The following is a 16,842-nucleotide window of genomic DNA, read 5'->3' as shown; positions in this document are numbered from 1 at the left end:
GATCGATTGCAACTACATTTTAGATTCTGCTGTTAATAACTAATAACGCGGTACGAAAAATCACAGTGGACGGAAATCTATGGCGTTTCTCGTGTTTCTGGCGATCGGGTTAGTGATAATTGGGCTGAGTCGAAAAACCAAAGAAGACATTCCGGTGATTGCGACTGCTGTTGGTGGGGCAATCTGCCTGATTTGGGGATTTGCGATCGCCCCCCTCCCCTTTCAGATGGCGATCGAAATTGTCGGAATTCTGGCGATTTTCCTGTCCTGTATGGGGTATTGCGATTGTCCGCCTTCAAAGCGGCTCTAATCAGAGTTGCACCCTGACAGTTCCCCAGATAACTTGGAGAGTGGGTTCCCGGTCTTTTCAGAATTTTTGAAATCCAGAAGCCTACAGCGTTTTCGGTTAAGATCTAAGCCAAATCTAAAATCCAAAATCTAAAATCTAAAACCTTAAAAATGCCTACTGACGCTTTTCAACAGCCAATCCCGCAAATTCAGGTTGAAGAACTCGCGCAGCGTATCGCGGCAGACGGAAACGCCTTGCAGCTCATTGATGTGCGAGAACCGGAAGAGCTAGCGATTGCCCAGTTAAAACCCTTTGTTAACCTGCCGTTGAGCCAGTTCGCTGCATGGTCAGACGATATTCAAACTCGCTTTGATCCGAATGTTGAAACGATCGTTCTCTGCCATCACGGGGTTCGCTCAACGCAAATGTGTCATTGGCTACGTCAACAGGGCTTCACTCAGGTTAGGAATGTCACAGGCGGAATTGATGCCTATTCGGCGCGAGTTGATTCCACCATTCCTCATTACTGAAGATCTGACTGCAATGATTGAGTTGCTTGATGGGCTGCGATCGGTTTGCGGTATTTTTATCCCTGCCCCAACCGATTTGCTCCACAAGCAAGCCACCTAGTAGCAAAAGTTACTTAGCAAAACCCAGCTTGATTCAGCTATGCTAGGTACAGTTACCAGTACAATTATCAGTACAAATCCCAGTACATTTGCCCCTGCCTCTGCCCTTGCCCCTGATCAGCCCATCGGGTTATCGTCGCATCTGGCAGTACTGACCAAGCTCAGTCACCTGAATTCCTATCTTCTGTCGTTGATGCAACCCCTTGTACGCCCATGAAGCTTAGTCCCAGACAGCAGCAGGTGCTTGGAGCGACCGTTCGCTATTATGTTGCTACCGCCCGTCCTGTAGGCTCTGAAGCTCTTTTAGATGAATTCACGCCCAGAGTCAGCTCTGCCACCATTCGCAATACAATGGGTTATCTGGAAAAGGCCGGGCTGTTGTATCAGCCCCATACTTCGGCGGGGCGAGTGCCCTCGGATTCGGGCTACCGGGTCTATGTCGATCAACTGGTTACCCCTTCAGAAGCCTTATTTCATCAGGTTGATCAGGCTTTGTCTGAGCATTTGAACCGGGAAGCCCTCAGTATTGAAGCCCTGCTGCGGGGAGCGGCGCAGATTCTCTCTACCCTGAGTGGATATATTGCCCTGGTGACAATGCCCCAGGCCAGCACAGCTCAATTACGCCACCTGCAACTGGTGCAGATTGATACAGGACGGGCCATGCTGATCGTGGTGCTGGACTCCTACGAAACCCAGTCCACCCTGATGCCGCTGCCCCAATCAGATCCAGACGATCGCCCCGATCCAGAACATTTAGACCGGGAACTGCAAATTCTGTCTAATTTTTTGAATGAGCAGCTCAAGGGACGATCCATTCAGGAGATTGCTTCGTTGGATTGGAGTGATCTGGGTCGTCAGTTTGAACGCTATGCGGATTCCCTGCGTCTGTCTCTGGCGGAAATTAATCGGCGGAGTCAGCTTTCCATTTCCTCCCAAATCCTGATTAATGGGATTGCTGAAGTCCTGCGCCGACAACCAGAATTCTCGGAGCTTCAGCAGGTACAGACCATCATGCAGTTGCTAGAGTCTGAGCAAGATCAGCTCTGGTCGCTGATTTTTGAGTCCGTGGATGCGGGTGAAACCGGGCGACGGGTGACCGTTCGGATTGGTTCCGAGAATCCCCTGGAGCCGATCCGCAGTTGTGCCCTGGTGTCCGCCACCTATCACCGGGGTTCCGTACCCGTAGGCAGTGTTGGGATGCTCGGCCCGACTCGCATGGTCTATGAAGATGCGATCGCTATGGTAGAAGCTGCGGCGAACTATATCTCGGAGGCGATCAGCCATTCCCTGGAGGGGTAGTAACCCAATTAAGGCTTTGCTGACAGGCAAGATGTTTGCGTACAGTTTCTCAATGGTGAGAATTTCATGGCAGGCAAGACGTTTGCGTTACGGTACAGTTTCTCAATGGTGAGAATTTCATGGCAGGCAAGATGCCTGCGCTACGGATAGTTCCCCACTCCCCACTCCCCACTCCCCACTCCCTACTCCCCCTCCATGCTTGACCTCACCCCAGCCCTCCCTACCTTTGTGGTTACCCTCCGTGAGGGGGTCGAAGCGGCTCTTGTCGTTGGCATTGTGCTGGCTTACTTGCAGAAGGCTGGGCAATCTCAGCTGAATCGTTGGGTCTATGGGGGAATTGGGGTGGGGATTGCGGCCAGTATTCTGGTGGGGGTGGTGTTCAGTGGCTTACTGGTGGCATTAGAGACTTCCGATCGCGCCAGTGCTCCTGTGATTAAGCAATTCCTGGAGGGCGGCTTTGGGGTCGTTGCGATCGGTTTATTGAGCTGGATGCTGATCTGGATGACTCAGCAGGCGCGATCGATGAAGGCGGAGATTGAGGGGGCAATGGCAACGGCTCTCCAGCAGGAGAATGGGCCGGTTGGGGGATTTTTGGGCTGATTACGATCGCAGTACTGCGGGAAGGGTTTGAAACCGTTGTGTTTATTGCAGCCCAGATTCAGCAGGGATGGGTTCCGGCGATCGGGGCGCTGGCGGGATTGGTGGGAGCAACGGGGATTGGCTTTCTGCTGTTTCAGTTTGGAGTCAAGATCAACCTGCGGCAGTTTTTCCAGGTGATGGGCGTTTTGCTGCTCCTGATTGTTTCGGGACTGGTGGTGAGTGCCCTGCGCCATTTTGACAAGGCCGTTTTTCTCCTATCCCAACTCAATCCTGACCTGGCTGGACTCTGTCCTGATCTGGGTGGGTCGTGCCTGTTGGGGCCGATGGTTTGGGATCTGAGCGACACATTACCCGATCGCCAATTTCCCGGTATTTTGCTCAAGGCGTTCTTTGGATACACCCAACGGCTGTACCTGGTGCAGGCAATCGGTTACGGAGCGTTTCTGTTGACGGTGGGCGGAATTTATCTACAAAGGATTACAGGTTGGAAACTAGGTTCTGTGCGCCAAGCCGTTTCGCCTCAAAGTAAAGACTCAACGGGTTAGGGTAATCTTTCAGTCCGTATGAGCTAAACCCGGTGCCCATAGTTGCGAATCGGTGCAGGTCGATCGCAGGGTAAAAACTGGCCGCGTCCTCGCTCCATGAGCACTTGTCCCCGATCAAACACCACTTCACCCCGCGATAGCACCATTTCCATCCAGCCTTTGAGGGACATCCCTTCGTAGGGCGTGTAGTCTACATTGTGATGCAGTAAATCATTGGTGAGAACCACTTCTCGATCGGGATTCCAAATCACCAGATCGGCATCAGAACCAACTGCGATCGTGCCTTTACGGGGATACAGTCCATACAGCTTGGCCGGATTGGTCGCTGTTAAGGCAACGAAAGTTGTAATGTCCATGCGCCCCTTCTGCACTCCTTCTGAGAACAGTAAAGGCAAACGAGTTTCAATGCCAGGAACACCATTGGGGACATAGCGAAAAGATGCCGCTGTTCCGGCAGATTGCTTACCCTGAGGATCGTGATAGCGAAAGGGAGCATGATCGGAGGAAAACACCTGAAAGACACCGCTGGTTAACCCATCCCAAATCACCTGTTGATTCTCTTTGTTGCGCGGCGGCGGACTGCAAATGCACTTGGCTCCTTCAAACCCTGGAACCGCCAGATCATCCTCAGTCAGGAATAGGTATTGGGGACAGGTTTCTGCATAGATGCGAATGCCGCGATTCTGGGCCCACTGAATTTGCTCAACGGCTTCCCGTCCAGAAACATGGACAATCAGGATCGGCACATCCACCAATTCCGCCAGGGCGATCGTCCGATGGGTGGCTTCCCGTTCCACCAGCATGGGGCGAGAGACCGCATGGTAAAAGGGGGCGAACTTACCCGCTAACTCTAGCCGCTTGACCATCCACTCAATACAGTCGGTATTTTCTGCATGGATCATTGCCATCGCCCCTTCCGCGCGGCCAGGGCCAGCAGATCTAAAATCTGATAATCATTCAGCTTCAGATCATCATAGGTCATGTAGATTTTGAAGGACGTATACCCTGCCTGAATCAGACTGGGAAGTTCCTGTTCCATCACCTCTGGCGTGGGATCCGTCACAATCAAATGAAAGGCATAATCAATTACGGCGTTCCCATCTGCCTTCTGGTGATAGTCTGCAACTGCTTCCTTCAACGATCGCCCCTTGATCTGACAGGCAAAGGGAATCACGGTTGTGGTGCCGCCACAGGCCGCCGAGCGCGTTCCCGTGTAGAAATCATCTGCCATCACCACCCCTTCGGGCATAGGCTGATCCATATGGCAATGGGCATCAATGCCACCCGGCAGAACCCACTGGTTAGCCGCATCAATTTCCTGGGGGGCAGTCGGCAAATTTCTGGCCAAAACGGCGATCGTTCCGTCCTTAATACCCACATCGCAAGGCGTAATATCAGCCGCCGTCACCACCGTCCCATTCCGAATGACGCAATCTAATTCCATCTCCCTCTCCCTTTGCCCCCCTACACCGGGGTTAATTCTGTACTCCGACGCGGCACAAGCGTCCCCAGTCTTGCACTCGCGTGGGGTCAACGCTCGCCAGGATTAACGCCTTCCAAACCACCACCGAACTTGTTCGCTACTTTTTCCTGATGGACTCTCGACCGAGCACTTAATCAGTTTTGGAACTGGGAGTTAATCATGGATTAAGAATTCGCTTGCCCTTGCCAATCTTCTTCCAAATGAAATATTTAATCAATAGCCATTTTCGGTTCCACCTTCATGACCTCAGCCACCCAGCCCGCAATCGCCAGTAATGTAGGGTTTGCGAACCGATCGCCACGGGCACCATCCCGTCTGCCACTGCCGCTGCTGATCCACTGGAGCTACCGCCCGGAGTATGGTCGGGATGATGGGGATTGCGCGTTTTGCCTGCCTTGGCTGTGGCGTATTCCGTGGTCACGGTTTTGCCCATAATGATGGCTCCAGCCGATCGCAATCGTTCGACAACGGCTGCATCGTAACCCAACCACTTCCCAGCATGGATCGGAGTGCCCCAGCCCGTAGGATAATCCACCGTAGCAAAAATATCTTTAATGGCAATGGGGATACCCTGGAGTAAACCGGATTGAGATTGAGTGAGCGCAACATCTGCCTCTTTTGCCTGGTGAAGTGCCCGATCGGGATTGAGAGATTCCCACGCACCGACGATCGGTTCTCGCTGCTGAATCCGATCGAGACAGTCCTGGGTGAATTCTGTGGCTGAAAGTTCCCGTTTCAGGAGGGCCGATCGAATTTGTTGGGCTGTCCAGGTAATGGGCATGGATTCACAAATGGAGTGATAAATGGAGTGATGAATGGGTGAAAGAACGGTGAGACTCTATTCTCAAATCATTCTTTTCAGTGCGCATTGCAGAGAAAAACTAAGTAGGATTAGAAAACTTTAATGCGTCAATTCTAGGGTGAAGCAATGCCCCATTCAAGTCTGCTGATTCGTGACGGTTCGATTCTCCCCTCTGCGGATAATCCCCCACTGCCCCACACCGATCTTTTGATTGAGAACCAGTAAATTATTGAAATTGGCACCCATTTAACCGCACCACCCGACGCTAAAATCCTGGATGCCCAGGGATACTGCTAGCTCCAGAATTGATCATTGCTCAAGTTGTAGCAGCCAAACCCCAGTGTAGGTCATGCCCGAATCGTCTGGCTGAATCAGAACAAAGTGCAATCCCTTTGCCGCCTGCTGCCGTTCCCGAAAGATTCGAGCCGCTCTAATCACATCCAGATCGTCAAATGTGGTTAGCACCCATCGTTCCACCAGTCCAGCCTCCAGAATCAATCCATCCGGCTCTCCAGGAATGTAATTCAGCGAAACGGGATTCGATCGCTGCATCCAGCGGGCGAGGGGCATGGACGATCGCCCACCATCGATCACAACGCCGGGAATGGGCAGGGTAGACGGGAGTTGGAGATTGACCGGGAAGAGGGGTTCAGGTAAATCAATAATTGGAATCGGCCGGTTTTGAAAGGCCGGCAGCAAATCCTGGGCGGGCAGGGACGCAAATCGCCACTGATCCCCCCAGAGGTTTTCGGGAAGGGGTACGGGGGGTGGACGATCGAGGGCGATCGGTTCATAGGGTTGTCCTGTATAATTCGGCATGGTCCGATAGTCATTTACCCTGGACTGCAACACTTGCTTGAGGGTAGGGGTGCGCCGCGTTGGTTGCACGGTGATGCCCAGGGGCTGACTGGCTGCTTGCAGTAAGCTAACGGACTGGGGCCGAAATACCTGGAGGATGGTGGGACGATCGGCGGGATCGGGAGCCATCTTCTCGATTTGTTGGGTCAGCCAGGTGGAATTAGCCTCCCGTTGGGAACAGAACGCGCTAGCCGTAAAGGTGCGATCGGCGTTACACACTACTAACTCCCACAGGGGCTTACCCGTTTCATCCTGAAGCGGACGACGATAAAAGTCTGCTTGCCAAATGTTCATCCTTCTCTCCTTCTGATGATCTACTTCACCGTTTACGACAGTCCCCTTCAATCCCTGCGGTTGGTTTCCGATGGCCGATCGCTCATTGGACTGTACATGATGTCTGAAAACCATCCGTTTACGCCTCAACCCGATTGGTTGGAAGATGACGCTGTGGTTCCTTTCCCAGCGGCAAAACAGCAGCTATCGGCGTATTTTGCAGGCACTTTAACCGAGTTTGATCTACCGCTACAACTGCAAGGCACCCCCTTTCAGCAACGGGTCTGGGCAGCACTCCAAACCATTCCCTACGGCAGCACCCTATCCTATGGTGAATTGGCGCAAAAAATTGGACAACCCAAAGCATCTCGCGCTGTAGGCCTCGCCAACGGTCGAAACCCGGTGTCAATCATCGTCCCCTGTCATCGCGTCATTGGAGCCAACGGCAAGCTAACGGGCTATGGAGGCGGAGTTGAGCGGAAACAGTGGTTGCTGAACCATGAGCGGGTTATAAAGACCCATTAGCCGATCAGTTGCTTCAGTTGCTCCCGATCGATCTTACCCTGAGCATTGCGCGGCAGTTGTTCCAGGTCGATCCAGCGTTTGGGTTGTTTAAAGGCTGTGAGGTGGGGTTTGAGGGCAGTCTGCAATTCAGTGGCATCCAGTTGGGCGATCGGCACATACACGGCGGTCACCACTTCTCCCCAATCGGCATCGGGCAGGCCCAGCACATAAACATCTTTGACCAGTCCAGTTGCGCGAATGGCGGATTCCACTTCCTGGGGAAAGACATTTTCACCCCCCGTAATGATTTTTTGGCTATTCCGTCCAACAATATGCAACATTCCATCCGCGTCAAAATAGCCCAGGTCATCCGTCTGAAACCAGGGATTAGTAAACCGATCGGGGTAGTATCCCTGGGCAGAGAGGCTGCCTGAATCGCCACAATACCGATTTCACCAGGGTCTAACGCCTGTCCCGCTCCATCCTGAATCTGAATTTGCGCATGGGGCAATACTCGCCCAACCCCCGATCGCCCAGCCAGGAAATCCTCTGGTTTCAGCGTGGCCACCTGCGAGGCAGTTTCCGTCATCCCGTAGGTCGGAGCCAACCGAATCGATCGCTGTTTTGCTTGCTCCAACAACTCCTCCCAGGCTGGCGCACCCCCCAGTAACACGGCATGAAACTGGGACAGGCGATCGCAGGCTACTGGCTCCTGCAACAGCCGATGCAGTTGAGTGGGCACCAGGGAAAGGAAAAAATTTTGAAAATCGATCGAGGAATCCGCCAACCGCTCCGGCAGGGCAAACTGCCCCCCCGTCAAAAACGATCGCAAAAACTGCATCAATCCACTGACATGGTAAAGCGGCAGCATACAGCAAGAATGGACGCGATCGACCTCAAAGTAAGCACAAAACCCGTTCACTGAAGCCGCCAATGTTTCCCAGGTGTGGGTTGCAAACCGGACTTGCCCAGAGGAACCCCCGGTGGGAATCAGAATTTTGGATTTTGGATTTTGGATTTTGGATTTTGGACGACCTCGCTCCTGCTGCCACTCTCCACTCCCCACTCCCCACTCTCCACTCCCCACTCCCCACACCACATCCGGCACCTCGATCGCCTTCACCTGCTGCCATTCGTGATGGCTCCAGCGCGGGTTACAGAGGAACAGGTGACTGTTGGACAGGGTACAGGCGGCAATCAGGCTGGCGAGGAAGTAAGTGGGCTCGGTTTCCGAGAGAAAGAGGGTAAGGGGACGATCGCTGGACTGTTTGGACTGTAACGATTGCAGGGCTTGCAGGCGTTGGTCGGCCAGTTCCATTAACCCGATCTGATCCAGCCCAATTAGCCAATTTTCCTGAGCGCGTTGGTGAAGAAGGGCTAGAGGCTCTGCCATAGTTGTTCAAAATCGAGCTGATTCAGGGTCGTATCCAGGAACCAATGGTCTACCCCAAAGCCAACGGCTCGATCGGAGGCAGGCACCGCTGGAATCAGACGATGGCGGATAAAGTGCTGGGCCACGGAGGTTTCCAGAGCGGAGGACCAGACCACCTCGATCGCATGGGTTTGACAAAACGATCGCAGTTTTTCTGGAGAACCCGCCAATGCTGCCTTGATCACAAAAATCCCTCGCCACCCCTTCTGATAACAGGACTGGATCTGCGTCAACGTGCTGACCGATTCATCCAGGGCGATCGGCGTGCGAAATTGCTGGTGGAGATTCAAGAGCTGATCAAACTGTTCAATGGGCAATGGTTGCTCTAAAAATTCTACCTTCGCAGCGTAGCTGGAGGTGAGCCGATCGCAGGTTGCCAACCATCGAGAAGCGGTATCCCAGTTCAAGCCCCCGTTCGCATCGAGGCGCAGGCAAGCCTTTTCCGGCAAACATTGCATCAGCGTTTCAAAGTGCCGCAATTCTTCTGCGGAATCCACCACGCCAATCTTCCACTTAAAGGTGCGAAAACCCTGCTGCCAGGGGTCTTGCCATCCCCTCAAAGCATCCCTACCAGTGGGGAGCAAATAGGATTGTTCATGAACTGTCCATAGGGAATTGAGGGCAGTTTGAGCATTGCCCGATGGCACAACCGACAAATTTTCCAGGGCTGCTCCAAAGCCAAACTGACAGGCAGGAAAAGTGGCAGGAATTTGGGCGATCGTCCCTTCACTAATTTCTGTAGCAAGAAACTGACAAAAGCTCAGAGCCTGAGCAAAACTTTCCGTGCCAAAGTCGGCGATCGGCGCAACTTCCCCCCAACCAATCCGCCCTTCAGCATCCGTCAACCGCAAAATTAACCCCTCGCGGACATTCCAGAACCCATACCGGGTGCGAAGGGGTTGTTTGAATAAGCGACGATAGGGGCGGAACTCAAAGTGGTAATCCACAAGCGCAAGTCAGTAGCCCTTTAATACGAGTAGGAATCCGCCTCCCCTCCAGACTTGGCCGGGCCTTGGCTTTAGCGGCACTCTTTTTCAAGGCATCCAACCGCGACTCAAACCGGCGGCGATTCCGCTTCTTGGGAGTTTGTTCAATCAAAAGCTTCAGGGCACTCCCTAAACTCTTATAGGCATTGGGGAGCGTATAGCCAAAGCGCGTGGCCAGGGCGATCGCCTTCTCATCAGCTTCGATCGCTTCCTGTAACGTCTTCATCCCGTTGTTGCGCTGGTACAACCGCCAGCCCGACACACCGCAGAGGGATAAGGCAAGAATCAACAACAGTCCATCCTGCACCCATAGTTCACCGACTGCACCCCCCAGACCGATCGCCAGAGCAGCCATTTCCCAACCGTCTTTTGGGATGGTATCGTTTTGAATCCGAGCGACTTCATGCCAAAACAGCAAGTTACGTTGATCCAGGGCAAATTGATCCCACTTCGCAAGATCCACTTGGACTTCTACTTGATCCTTGCCAATTTCTTCACTCGTCACCAGGGGCGGATTAACGGCAGTCGCCGCTTCGATCGTCACCCAGCTTTTTAACTCGGGCGGTAAAAGGGTTTTAAGCCGTCGCAACTCACTTAGGTCAGCTCTGGCAGTTGTGGCGTATGAGGTCATGAATCCAGCCTCGGAACACTGAATAGAACGATTAATTAAAGCAGTATAGCGATCGAGCTATACCTTTTTCTATCTTATACCTTATGGATTTGTAGGGGGGAGGAGTGAGGGGGGAGGAGTCAGGAGTGAGGGGGGAGGAGTCAGGAGTGAGGGGGGAGGAGTCAGGAGCCAGGAGTCAGGAGTCAGGAGCCAGGAGTCAGGAGCCAGGAGTCAGGAGTCAGGAGCCAGAAGCCGGGAGCGAAGTAAAGGAATCATTTTGTATCGTGTCTTTTGCCCCTGCTCTTGTGGGGTGGGCATCTTGTCTTGTGGGGTGGGCATCTTGCCCGCCCAGTCAACAGTTCTTAAAATCCCACTACCACTTCCCCCTTCCCACTCCCTCTTCCCTCTTCCCTCTTCCCCACTCCCCACTCCCCACTCCTCACTCCTCACTCCCCACTCCCCACTCTCCCTACTCCTCACTCCTCACTCCTAAGCAATACTGCCTCGCTTCCGCGCCTCCTTGTAAGACGTACCGATATTCTTCAAGCCAGCTCGAATCATCTGCTGTTCCAACAGGGCAAAAAACCGAGCCCGATCGCCCCCTCGTACAACCGCCTGATTGTGGGCTTCTGCTAGAGCCACCGGATATCCGTACCCTTTCTGTACCTGGGTCAAGGTCAGGCTGAGGGCAATGTTCAGCAGCGTCTCATCCTCCGCCACCCACAGGGGAAACTCTACTCTGGCGATTTCCGCACCCATGTGGACATAGCAAAAGCAAACCGTATGGTCTCCGTAGGTTTCCAGAATTTTGGCCGAACTGCGCCAGATTGCTCCCCGCTGTCCGGGTTCCAGCAGTAAGCCCCAAAGGGCAGTATCCCGTAGCGGCGCAAACACCTGACAGGGAGCCTGATCAGTTTGACCAGTACAGTGAGTGGCGCAATCTGGAGCGATATAGGGACAGGTGTGAAACCGCAAAAAGTTAAGAGCCTCCCCACTCCGGGCTGCACTCAAGTACCCCACTAAAGGAATCCGATGAACTCGCAACTGTTCCCAGGCCTCTAACATCGGCGGCAAAATCCGATCGCGGGCTTCTGCGGGCAGGGGTTCCAGGAACCAGTGAATCAGGGAGCCATCGACCATTGCGAGGGTGGGTGGGTGAGTGGGTGAGTGGGTGGGTGGGTCGGCCAGGGAGAAGTCGTCCCGACTCCCGACTCCCGACTCCCTCTTCCCCACTCCCGACTCCCGACTCCCCACTCCCCACTCCCCACTCCCAACTCCCGCCGCTCCCAACTCCGCCAACATCACCGCTTCTGAGACCGTCCGCCGATAGCCCATCCACTCTTCCGTGCGAATGCCCCACTGCCGCGAGATATAGAGATCCTCTGGGCGGTAAACAACTTCAGGGAGACTATCGAGGAGAGGATGGCGATTTTGACCGTAATGCAACACCACCCGCCCGACGTTGATCAGGTAGCAGTAGGCAATTTCGTGATGGCTGGGGGCAATCTGGGAACCGTCCGTGGCAATCACCGTATGGCAGGCAGGCGCAGCAGTGAGATCAATCCGCGTATCCAGGGGTTCCAGGGGTTGGGCCGCCGTGAAACCCAACCGATCGCGCCAGGTTTGTTGCTGCATCACCAGTTCTGGCTGCCGGATGCTGGCCTGGGTAAGGAGATTTTGGCCAGGTCCAGCCGTTGCCGAGCGGCGATCGCTTCCTGGTTCAGGTGTTGACCGATGCCCTGCATCTGCCGAGCCAGTTTCGTGAGGTCAAGCATAGTCTGGAGTCAGGCTGGGGAATACAAAAGTATTCCTTAAGCGTAAACCTGAATGGTACAAATGATTGACTGACAGTAGGTCAAATCGTCTATCTCCCGACTCCCGACTCCCGACTCCCCCAACCTCAAGCCGGATGGTAGTAAAACGCGGTACTGAGCACCAGGTAAGTCGCTAACAGCAATACCCCGTCCAACCAGTTCGATCGCCCCCCAAAGCTGACCAAATTGGCCACAATGACACTAATGGCGATGGCTACCACTTCAAACGGGTTGAAGTTTAAAGTAATCGGCTGACCAATAATTTGCCCCACCCAGATCAGCACTGGAGCCACGAAGAGCGCAACCAGCAAACTGTCTCCCGTCACCGTTGAAACCATCAAATCCATCTCATTTCTGAGGGCCAGTCGCACGACAATTACATAGCCTGCCATGTCGCTAATCAGGGGCAGCAAAATTACCCCAGTGAACAATGGCGTTAATCCCAACTGTCGGGTTTCGGGTTCAATCACGCTGACAAATAGCTCAGATAGCAAGGCGATCGTCACGGTTGAAATCAGTAAGACCATCACCCAAATCCACAATTTTCGAGGGGATGATTTTTTGTCCTCATTGAATTCTGCGGCATCCTTCAACCCAATTTCGTAGAGATAGCTATGGGTTTTCAGGGAAAACAGTAGCGTCAGACCATACACCAGGATCAAGATGGCTGAAACAATCACCGAAAGGTTGCGAATGGCGATCGCATCCACAATGTTTGAAGTCGTAATCACCGCAGTGGGCAGGGCCAGGGCGATTACAGCCAGCGTCATGGAGGAACCATTCACTTTAGCGACGATCGGCTCAAAGGATTGCTCCTTGTAGCGAACCCCACCGACAAACATGGCCAGACCCATCAGCAATAGCAACGCGCTGATAATGCTACCCGTAATGCTGGCTTCTACAATGTCTACTAATCCCTGCCGCAATGCCGTGAGGGCAATAATTAACGCTGTGGCATTGCCAAAAACCGCTGTCAGTAATCCGCCGATCGTCGGCCCCGTTACCACCGCTACCTTTTCCACTGCCGTACTCAGCCAGATGGATACCGGAACAATGGCCAGCGCAGAGGTGAGAAACACCAGCGTATCATCCCACTGCAAGTAGTCTGCCGCAAAGGCGATCGGCACAAAAATCAGCAACAGAACAGGAATACGTTTTAGCACCAGATTCCGCTCAACCCCATAGCACTCAGGCTCCTCGTCCTAATCTTCATCCTCATCCCAGTCCTCTTCGTCTCCATCCTCATCCCAGAAGTCTGGATACTGTTCTGGTGGTTCACCATGCTGCTCCAGGATAGCGGCATAGTCAGGTCGCGTGTCTTCTGGGTCAATTTTTTCCAACTGCACCGTAAACTCCCACCAATCTCCAAAATCAAACACATAGGTCAGCATGGCACCCACCGGAAGTTGTAATTCTTCAATCAGAACCTGATCGGTAGAAGGTGAACCATCGGCGTAGGGATGGGAAATGCGCATGGTGCGACCAAATGCATCCTTGCAGGAAAATTCATCCAGATGATCAGTGTCAAAATCAACCGACTCCAGAATCAGACGGCTGAGGGCAAACAGGGACATTTGACTGGAAATCGCCAACCGTCGCCAGATTTTGCCCAGAGAGACTTTGAAGGTATAGACCCCCGACTGCACTTCACTCTGGGGGAGGGTCAGATTATTTTGCCACTCTGGAAAGTAGGGCTGAAAGACGGGTTGTAGGGTTCCGAAGCCCGGTGTCATGCTCCCCTGCGGTTCCAACAACTCATCCTTTACCCCCTGTAACATCACCCGGATCAACGCCTGACCTAACGGCCGTTGCTCGAAGGATTTCAGCCGAAACCCTTTGCCTTTACCCGGTTTACCGACTTCCCAATCCAACATCCCAAACAGGTGCATCAAAGCCAGGTTGTGATATTCAGGGTAGTAGTTGTAGATGTCCTGGGCGTTGTAATCCTTGAGGGTTTGCTTGGTGTTCCCTGGGTTGGAGAAGAACTGAATACATTTGCTGCCCTCGTCGTAGGGACTGCCGCGTCCTCCCAGCATTTCTTCATGGGCATGAAGCAACCAGGCTTCCAGTAGGGTGAAGTAGCGTTCAGTGGGATTCAGGGAGTTCCAGGACTGAAGGGCTTCAGGATTCAGTACCATGTAGGGTTTTTTGCCCTTGGCGGTAATCTGCGCCAATCCGGTCGATCGCACCAGCAAATAGAGTCCTTGAATCGTGGGGTAGGATTTCATCTGCGGCCGTTTGAGATCCAGGGGAATTGGAGTGCTGAGTCGCTCATTCAGTTCGGGCAAAGCTTTCAGGGGAAACAGATGATTCACCCCACTTACCGGAATGCCCTCGCCGACAAACTCCAGAATCGTCTGGAAATCCTTGAGGATCGGGCCGGGTTCGGTTTCGGTAATCTGCTGCTGCTGTAACAGGGCGATCGCCTCTTCCGACGGGGGTTCTGTCCCGATTACGAACCGTGTCCAGAGGTTCGATCGCATTTCCTGCCAGAAATCATCGGGGCCCGAATCGTCTGGTTGACGGAATAGCTGTCCGGTCGAGAGAAAATTCAATGCACTACGGAGTTCTAGCGCTTCAGGGGTGTTTGCTAACTCCTCTGGCAAACTGTCCAGCATTTTAGCCACCTCAGCCAGATTAATCACCTGCCCTGGCATCATCTCAACGTCTCCTAAAGCATCAGAGGCAGGATCCAATGAAAGCTCAGAACCACCCAGAAAGGCAGAGTAATCCGATTGGATTAAAGATGCTGCGTCGGGAGTTGCCGCCTGCTGGAATGAGGGTGACGGTGGATTGGCAAGCTGCTGGTTGTAATGCTCCTGAAAGGCTTGTAGTCCCTCCGGAGTGCTCATATCAAAACCCGACCCAATTCCCTCCATAAAGAACGACTTGGCCATCCCAAATTTGCTGGAATCGTTCATGATATTCGGATAGTTTGGCTGAAGCTGCTTCAGGAGCTTGAGAATCCCATCCGCACTGCGCAGCTTGTACTGCCGCTTGAGGTATTGCCAGAAGGCGATGAGTTCGGGAATAGTGGTGTTCGCATCCTCTGGCATCATCAGCGAGATTTTGCGGGGGAATAGCTCCGTCAGAATCACATTCACCGTTTGCTTGGTCATCCGGGGGAGGGTGACAGACTCGTAGGCATATCCAAAGTACAGCAGATTGTCGATCCAACTGCCGATCATATCCTCCATTTCAGGATATTCTTGCAGGTAGGCCTCCGCTTCCGGGGATTCCACGAATTCTTTGACCAATTCCTCGACAAAGCTCTCCAATGCTTCGATCGCCTGGTCGTAGTCCTGAATCGCGTCGATTTGATGCAGATCAATGGTCATGGTAGGGGGCTTCAGCTCATCATTAATTTGTATATTAGAAAATCTGGGCAGAATCCTTCAGGGATTAAGACAATCTAAAGGAAGGACAAAATTCCCATCTTCCCCAAACCTCAAAGAATTGAATCCAGGTACGTAGGTGAGCAGGTAGCGGATGCAGGGGCAACAGCATAAAGACAAAAACGTTAAAAATAACGATCGAAATTTAGCATGGCGGTTCTGGTTTACCGTTCCGCTCTATCCGTACGGCAGACGGCAGACCCTGCGGCGGGAAGTCTTGAAGGACACGATCTGGACCTTTGATCAGATTCAGGGCATTTTGTATGTCACCGTCCCAATTCGGATGACGGTCGTCAAGCTGGAGACTGGCGGATTATTGGTCTATGCCCCGGTTGCGCCTACCCTTGAATGTCTCGGGCTGATGCAGGAACTCGTCGCCGCGCATGGTGAGGTGAAGTACATCGTTCTGCCCACGGTATCTGGATTGGAACATAAGGTATTTGTGGGGCCGTTTGCCAGGCAGTTTCCTACCGCCCAGGTTTACATCGCGCCGGATCAGTGGAGTTTTCCCGTCAACTTACCCCTAAGCTGGCTCGGTTTTCCCATGAACCGGACGCACCGACTCCCGGCTGACAGTCGCCAAACCCCCTTTGCCGATGAATTTGACTATGCCCAGTTAGGCCCGATCGACCTGGGAATTGGCCCCTTTGAAGAGGTCGTATTTTTCCATCGCCGATCGCGCACCCTGCTGGTAGCCGATACGGTACTCTCCGTCCCCGAAACTCCACCCGCGATCGTCCAGCTTGATCCATTCCCCCTCCTGTTCCACGCCAGGGACAGTGCCTTAGAGGTAGTAGAAGACACCGAAGCCAATCGACGCAAGGGTTGGCAACGCATCGCCCTATTTTCTTTCTACTTCCGTCCCAGTGCCCTGGATACGGTGAACTGGAGAAGCACTCTTCAGAATGCACTCAAGTCCCCCGATCGCTCGAAAAAATCCTATTTTGGATTGTTTCCCTTCCATTGGAAAGAGAGTTGGCAGCGATCGTTTGCTGCTCTGCGGGGAAATGGCCGACTGTTTGTTGCCCCAATTTTGCAAACTCTGATCCTGAATCGCGCTTCCAAAGAGACGATCGACTGGGCCAATCAGGTCGCCCAATGGGACTTCCAGCGAGTGATTCCCTGCCACTTCTCCGCTCCGATCGAGGCAACGCCAGATCAGTTCCGCCAAGCCTTTCGCTTCCTGGAAATGTCCACAGAGGAACCGAGAGAATTCCCAACCTACGATCTGCGCCTCCCCGATCAAGACTTTGAGCTACTCCGTGCGATCGAGCAGGAACTCAACAGGTTCAAGATCACACCTCCCCGCCGTTGAAGCATTAA

Annotated in this window: 15 protein-coding genes and 2 pseudogenes; 6 read left to right on the top strand and 11 right to left on the bottom strand. The window is 53.2% G+C overall.

Translation table 11 applies throughout. The features are described 5' to 3' along the window. Nucleotides 1-79 precede the first annotated feature (79 nt). The 4 genes and pseudogenes from ACM1PF_RS20500 to ACM1PF_RS20485 all read left to right on the top strand — a co-directional run bounded on the left by ACM1PF_RS20500 (nt 80) and on the right by ACM1PF_RS20485 (nt 3,362). Nucleotides 80-310: a hypothetical protein gene (locus ACM1PF_RS20500; RefSeq protein WP_416666495.1), complete on the top strand. Its 231-nt coding sequence runs from the start codon at nt 80-82 to the stop codon at nt 308-310. A gap of 149 nt (nt 311-459) precedes the next feature. Continuing rightward, a complete protein-coding gene (locus ACM1PF_RS20495) occupies nt 460-819 on the top strand; it encodes a rhodanese-like domain-containing protein (RefSeq protein WP_416666494.1) in 360 nt (119 codons plus the stop codon). A gap of 312 nt (nt 820-1,131) precedes the next feature. Further along, complete coding sequence (gene hrcA / locus ACM1PF_RS20490; RefSeq protein ID WP_416666493.1) at nt 1,132-2,217, top strand: heat-inducible transcriptional repressor HrcA; 1,086 nt, start codon at nt 1,132-1,134, stop codon at nt 2,215-2,217. A 195-nt stretch (nt 2,218-2,412) separates the two neighbouring features. After that, nucleotides 2,413-3,362 (top strand): annotated as a pseudogene (locus ACM1PF_RS20485) (FTR1 family iron permease). Nucleotides 3,363-3,385: 23 nt separating this feature from the next. Here ACM1PF_RS20485 and hydA read toward each other — a convergent pair. The 3 genes and pseudogenes from hydA to ACM1PF_RS20470 all read right to left on the bottom strand — a co-directional run bounded on the left by hydA (nt 3,386) and on the right by ACM1PF_RS20470 (nt 6,799). After that, nucleotides 3,386-4,806: pseudogene (gene hydA / locus ACM1PF_RS20480) on the bottom strand (dihydropyrimidinase). A gap of 277 nt (nt 4,807-5,083) precedes the next feature. Continuing rightward, nucleotides 5,084-5,626, bottom strand: coding sequence for an amidase family protein (locus ACM1PF_RS20475; protein ID WP_416666492.1), 543 nt, complete (start codon nt 5,624-5,626; stop codon nt 5,084-5,086). 330 nt (nt 5,627-5,956) lie between these two features. After that, complete coding sequence (locus ACM1PF_RS20470) at nt 5,957-6,799, bottom strand: Tab2/Atab2 family RNA-binding protein (RefSeq protein WP_416666491.1); 843 nt, start codon at nt 6,797-6,799, stop codon at nt 5,957-5,959. Between the two features lie 15 nt (nt 6,800-6,814). Between ACM1PF_RS20470 and ACM1PF_RS20465 the strand changes: the two genes are divergently transcribed. Then, nucleotides 6,815-7,303, top strand: coding sequence for a methylated-DNA--[protein]-cysteine S-methyltransferase (locus tag ACM1PF_RS20465; protein ID WP_416666490.1), 489 nt, complete (start codon nt 6,815-6,817; stop codon nt 7,301-7,303). Here the strand turns inward: ACM1PF_RS20465 and ACM1PF_RS20460 are convergent. The 8 genes from ACM1PF_RS20460 to ACM1PF_RS20425 all read right to left on the bottom strand — a co-directional run bounded on the left by ACM1PF_RS20460 (nt 7,300) and on the right by ACM1PF_RS20425 (nt 15,462). Then, nucleotides 7,300-7,509 (bottom strand): AMP-binding enzyme, encoded by a 210-nt coding sequence (locus tag ACM1PF_RS20460; protein WP_416666489.1) that lies wholly within the window; start codon nt 7,507-7,509, stop codon nt 7,300-7,302. The two genes, ACM1PF_RS20465 and ACM1PF_RS20460, sit on opposite strands and share 4 nt — an antisense overlap. Continuing rightward, nucleotides 7,470-8,675: an AMP-binding protein gene (locus ACM1PF_RS20455; RefSeq protein WP_416666488.1), complete on the bottom strand. Its 1,206-nt coding sequence runs from the start codon at nt 8,673-8,675 to the stop codon at nt 7,470-7,472. The genes ACM1PF_RS20460 and ACM1PF_RS20455 overlap by 40 nt, the downstream gene beginning before the upstream one ends. Next, the gene (locus tag ACM1PF_RS20450; protein WP_416666487.1) at nt 8,660-9,661 is read right to left on the bottom strand and encodes an o-succinylbenzoate synthase; all 1,002 of its coding nucleotides are present in this window, start codon (nt 9,659-9,661) and stop codon (nt 8,660-8,662) included. The genes ACM1PF_RS20455 and ACM1PF_RS20450 overlap by 16 nt, the downstream gene beginning before the upstream one ends. Beyond that, nucleotides 9,645-10,331 carry a DUF3318 domain-containing protein gene (locus ACM1PF_RS20445; RefSeq protein WP_416666486.1) on the bottom strand — a complete coding sequence of 229 codons (687 nt, stop codon included), beginning with the start codon at nt 10,329-10,331 and terminating at the stop codon, nt 9,645-9,647. The genes ACM1PF_RS20450 and ACM1PF_RS20445 overlap by 17 nt, the downstream gene beginning before the upstream one ends. Nucleotides 10,332-10,799: 468 nt before the next feature. Further along, nucleotides 10,800-11,945: a DNA double-strand break repair nuclease NurA gene (locus ACM1PF_RS20440; RefSeq protein ID WP_416666485.1), complete on the bottom strand. Its 1,146-nt coding sequence runs from the start codon at nt 11,943-11,945 to the stop codon at nt 10,800-10,802. Continuing rightward, nucleotides 11,945-12,085, bottom strand: a complete 141-nt coding sequence (locus ACM1PF_RS20435) for a hypothetical protein (protein WP_416666484.1) — start codon at nt 12,083-12,085, stop codon at nt 11,945-11,947. Before ACM1PF_RS20435 ends, ACM1PF_RS20440 begins: the two co-directional genes overlap by 1 nt. 125 nt (nt 12,086-12,210) lie before the next feature. Then, nucleotides 12,211-13,287: a calcium/proton exchanger gene (gene cax / locus ACM1PF_RS20430; protein WP_416666483.1), complete on the bottom strand. Its 1,077-nt coding sequence runs from the start codon at nt 13,285-13,287 to the stop codon at nt 12,211-12,213. Between the two features lie 39 nt (nt 13,288-13,326). After that, nucleotides 13,327-15,462: an IS1096 element passenger TnpR family protein gene (locus tag ACM1PF_RS20425; RefSeq protein ID WP_416666482.1), complete on the bottom strand. Its 2,136-nt coding sequence runs from the start codon at nt 15,460-15,462 to the stop codon at nt 13,327-13,329. A gap of 151 nt (nt 15,463-15,613) precedes the next feature. On the opposite strand from ACM1PF_RS20425, the gene ACM1PF_RS20420 reads away from it, so the two are divergent. Then, nucleotides 15,614-16,834: a DUF4336 domain-containing protein gene (locus ACM1PF_RS20420; RefSeq protein ID WP_416666481.1), complete on the top strand. Its 1,221-nt coding sequence runs from the start codon at nt 15,614-15,616 to the stop codon at nt 16,832-16,834. Nucleotides 16,835-16,842: the final 8 nt, after the last annotated feature.

The organism is Egbenema bharatensis FJBBOT/2019, assembly GCF_048077055.1.
Lineage (GTDB): Bacteria > Cyanobacteriota > Cyanobacteriia > Elainellales > Elainellaceae > Egbenema > Egbenema bharatensis.
Note: the sequence above shows the minus strand (reverse complement) of the source record. Positions and strands in the feature narration are given on the sequence as shown.

Excerpts from the sequence above, each read along its gene's own strand:
- ACM1PF_RS20500 (WP_416666495.1), top strand. The coding sequence starts at position 80 with ATGGCGTTTCTCGTGTTTCTGGCGATCGGGTTAGTGATAATTGGGCTG.
- ACM1PF_RS20495 (WP_416666494.1), top strand. The coding sequence starts at position 460 with ATGCCTACTGACGCTTTTCAACAGCCAATCCCGCAAATTCAGGTTGAA.
- hrcA (WP_416666493.1), top strand. The coding sequence starts at position 1,132 with ATGAAGCTTAGTCCCAGACAGCAGCAGGTGCTTGGAGCGACCGTTCGC.
- ACM1PF_RS20475 (WP_416666492.1), bottom strand. The coding sequence starts at position 5,626 with ATGCCCATTACCTGGACAGCCCAACAAATTCGATCGGCCCTCCTGAAA.
- ACM1PF_RS20470 (WP_416666491.1), bottom strand. The coding sequence starts at position 6,799 with ATGAACATTTGGCAAGCAGACTTTTATCGTCGTCCGCTTCAGGATGAA.
- ACM1PF_RS20465 (WP_416666490.1), top strand. The coding sequence starts at position 6,815 with ATGATCTACTTCACCGTTTACGACAGTCCCCTTCAATCCCTGCGGTTG.
- ACM1PF_RS20455 (WP_416666488.1), bottom strand. The coding sequence starts at position 8,675 with ATGGCAGAGCCTCTAGCCCTTCTTCACCAACGCGCTCAGGAAAATTGG.
- ACM1PF_RS20445 (WP_416666486.1), bottom strand. The coding sequence starts at position 10,331 with ATGACCTCATACGCCACAACTGCCAGAGCTGACCTAAGTGAGTTGCGA.
- ACM1PF_RS20440 (WP_416666485.1), bottom strand. The coding sequence starts at position 11,945 with ATGCAGCAACAAACCTGGCGCGATCGGTTGGGTTTCACGGCGGCCCAA.
- ACM1PF_RS20435 (WP_416666484.1), bottom strand. The coding sequence starts at position 12,085 with ATGCTTGACCTCACGAAACTGGCTCGGCAGATGCAGGGCATCGGTCAA.
- ACM1PF_RS20425 (WP_416666482.1), bottom strand. The coding sequence starts at position 15,462 with ATGACCATTGATCTGCATCAAATCGACGCGATTCAGGACTACGACCAG.
- ACM1PF_RS20420 (WP_416666481.1), top strand. The coding sequence starts at position 15,614 with ATGCAGGGGCAACAGCATAAAGACAAAAACGTTAAAAATAACGATCGA.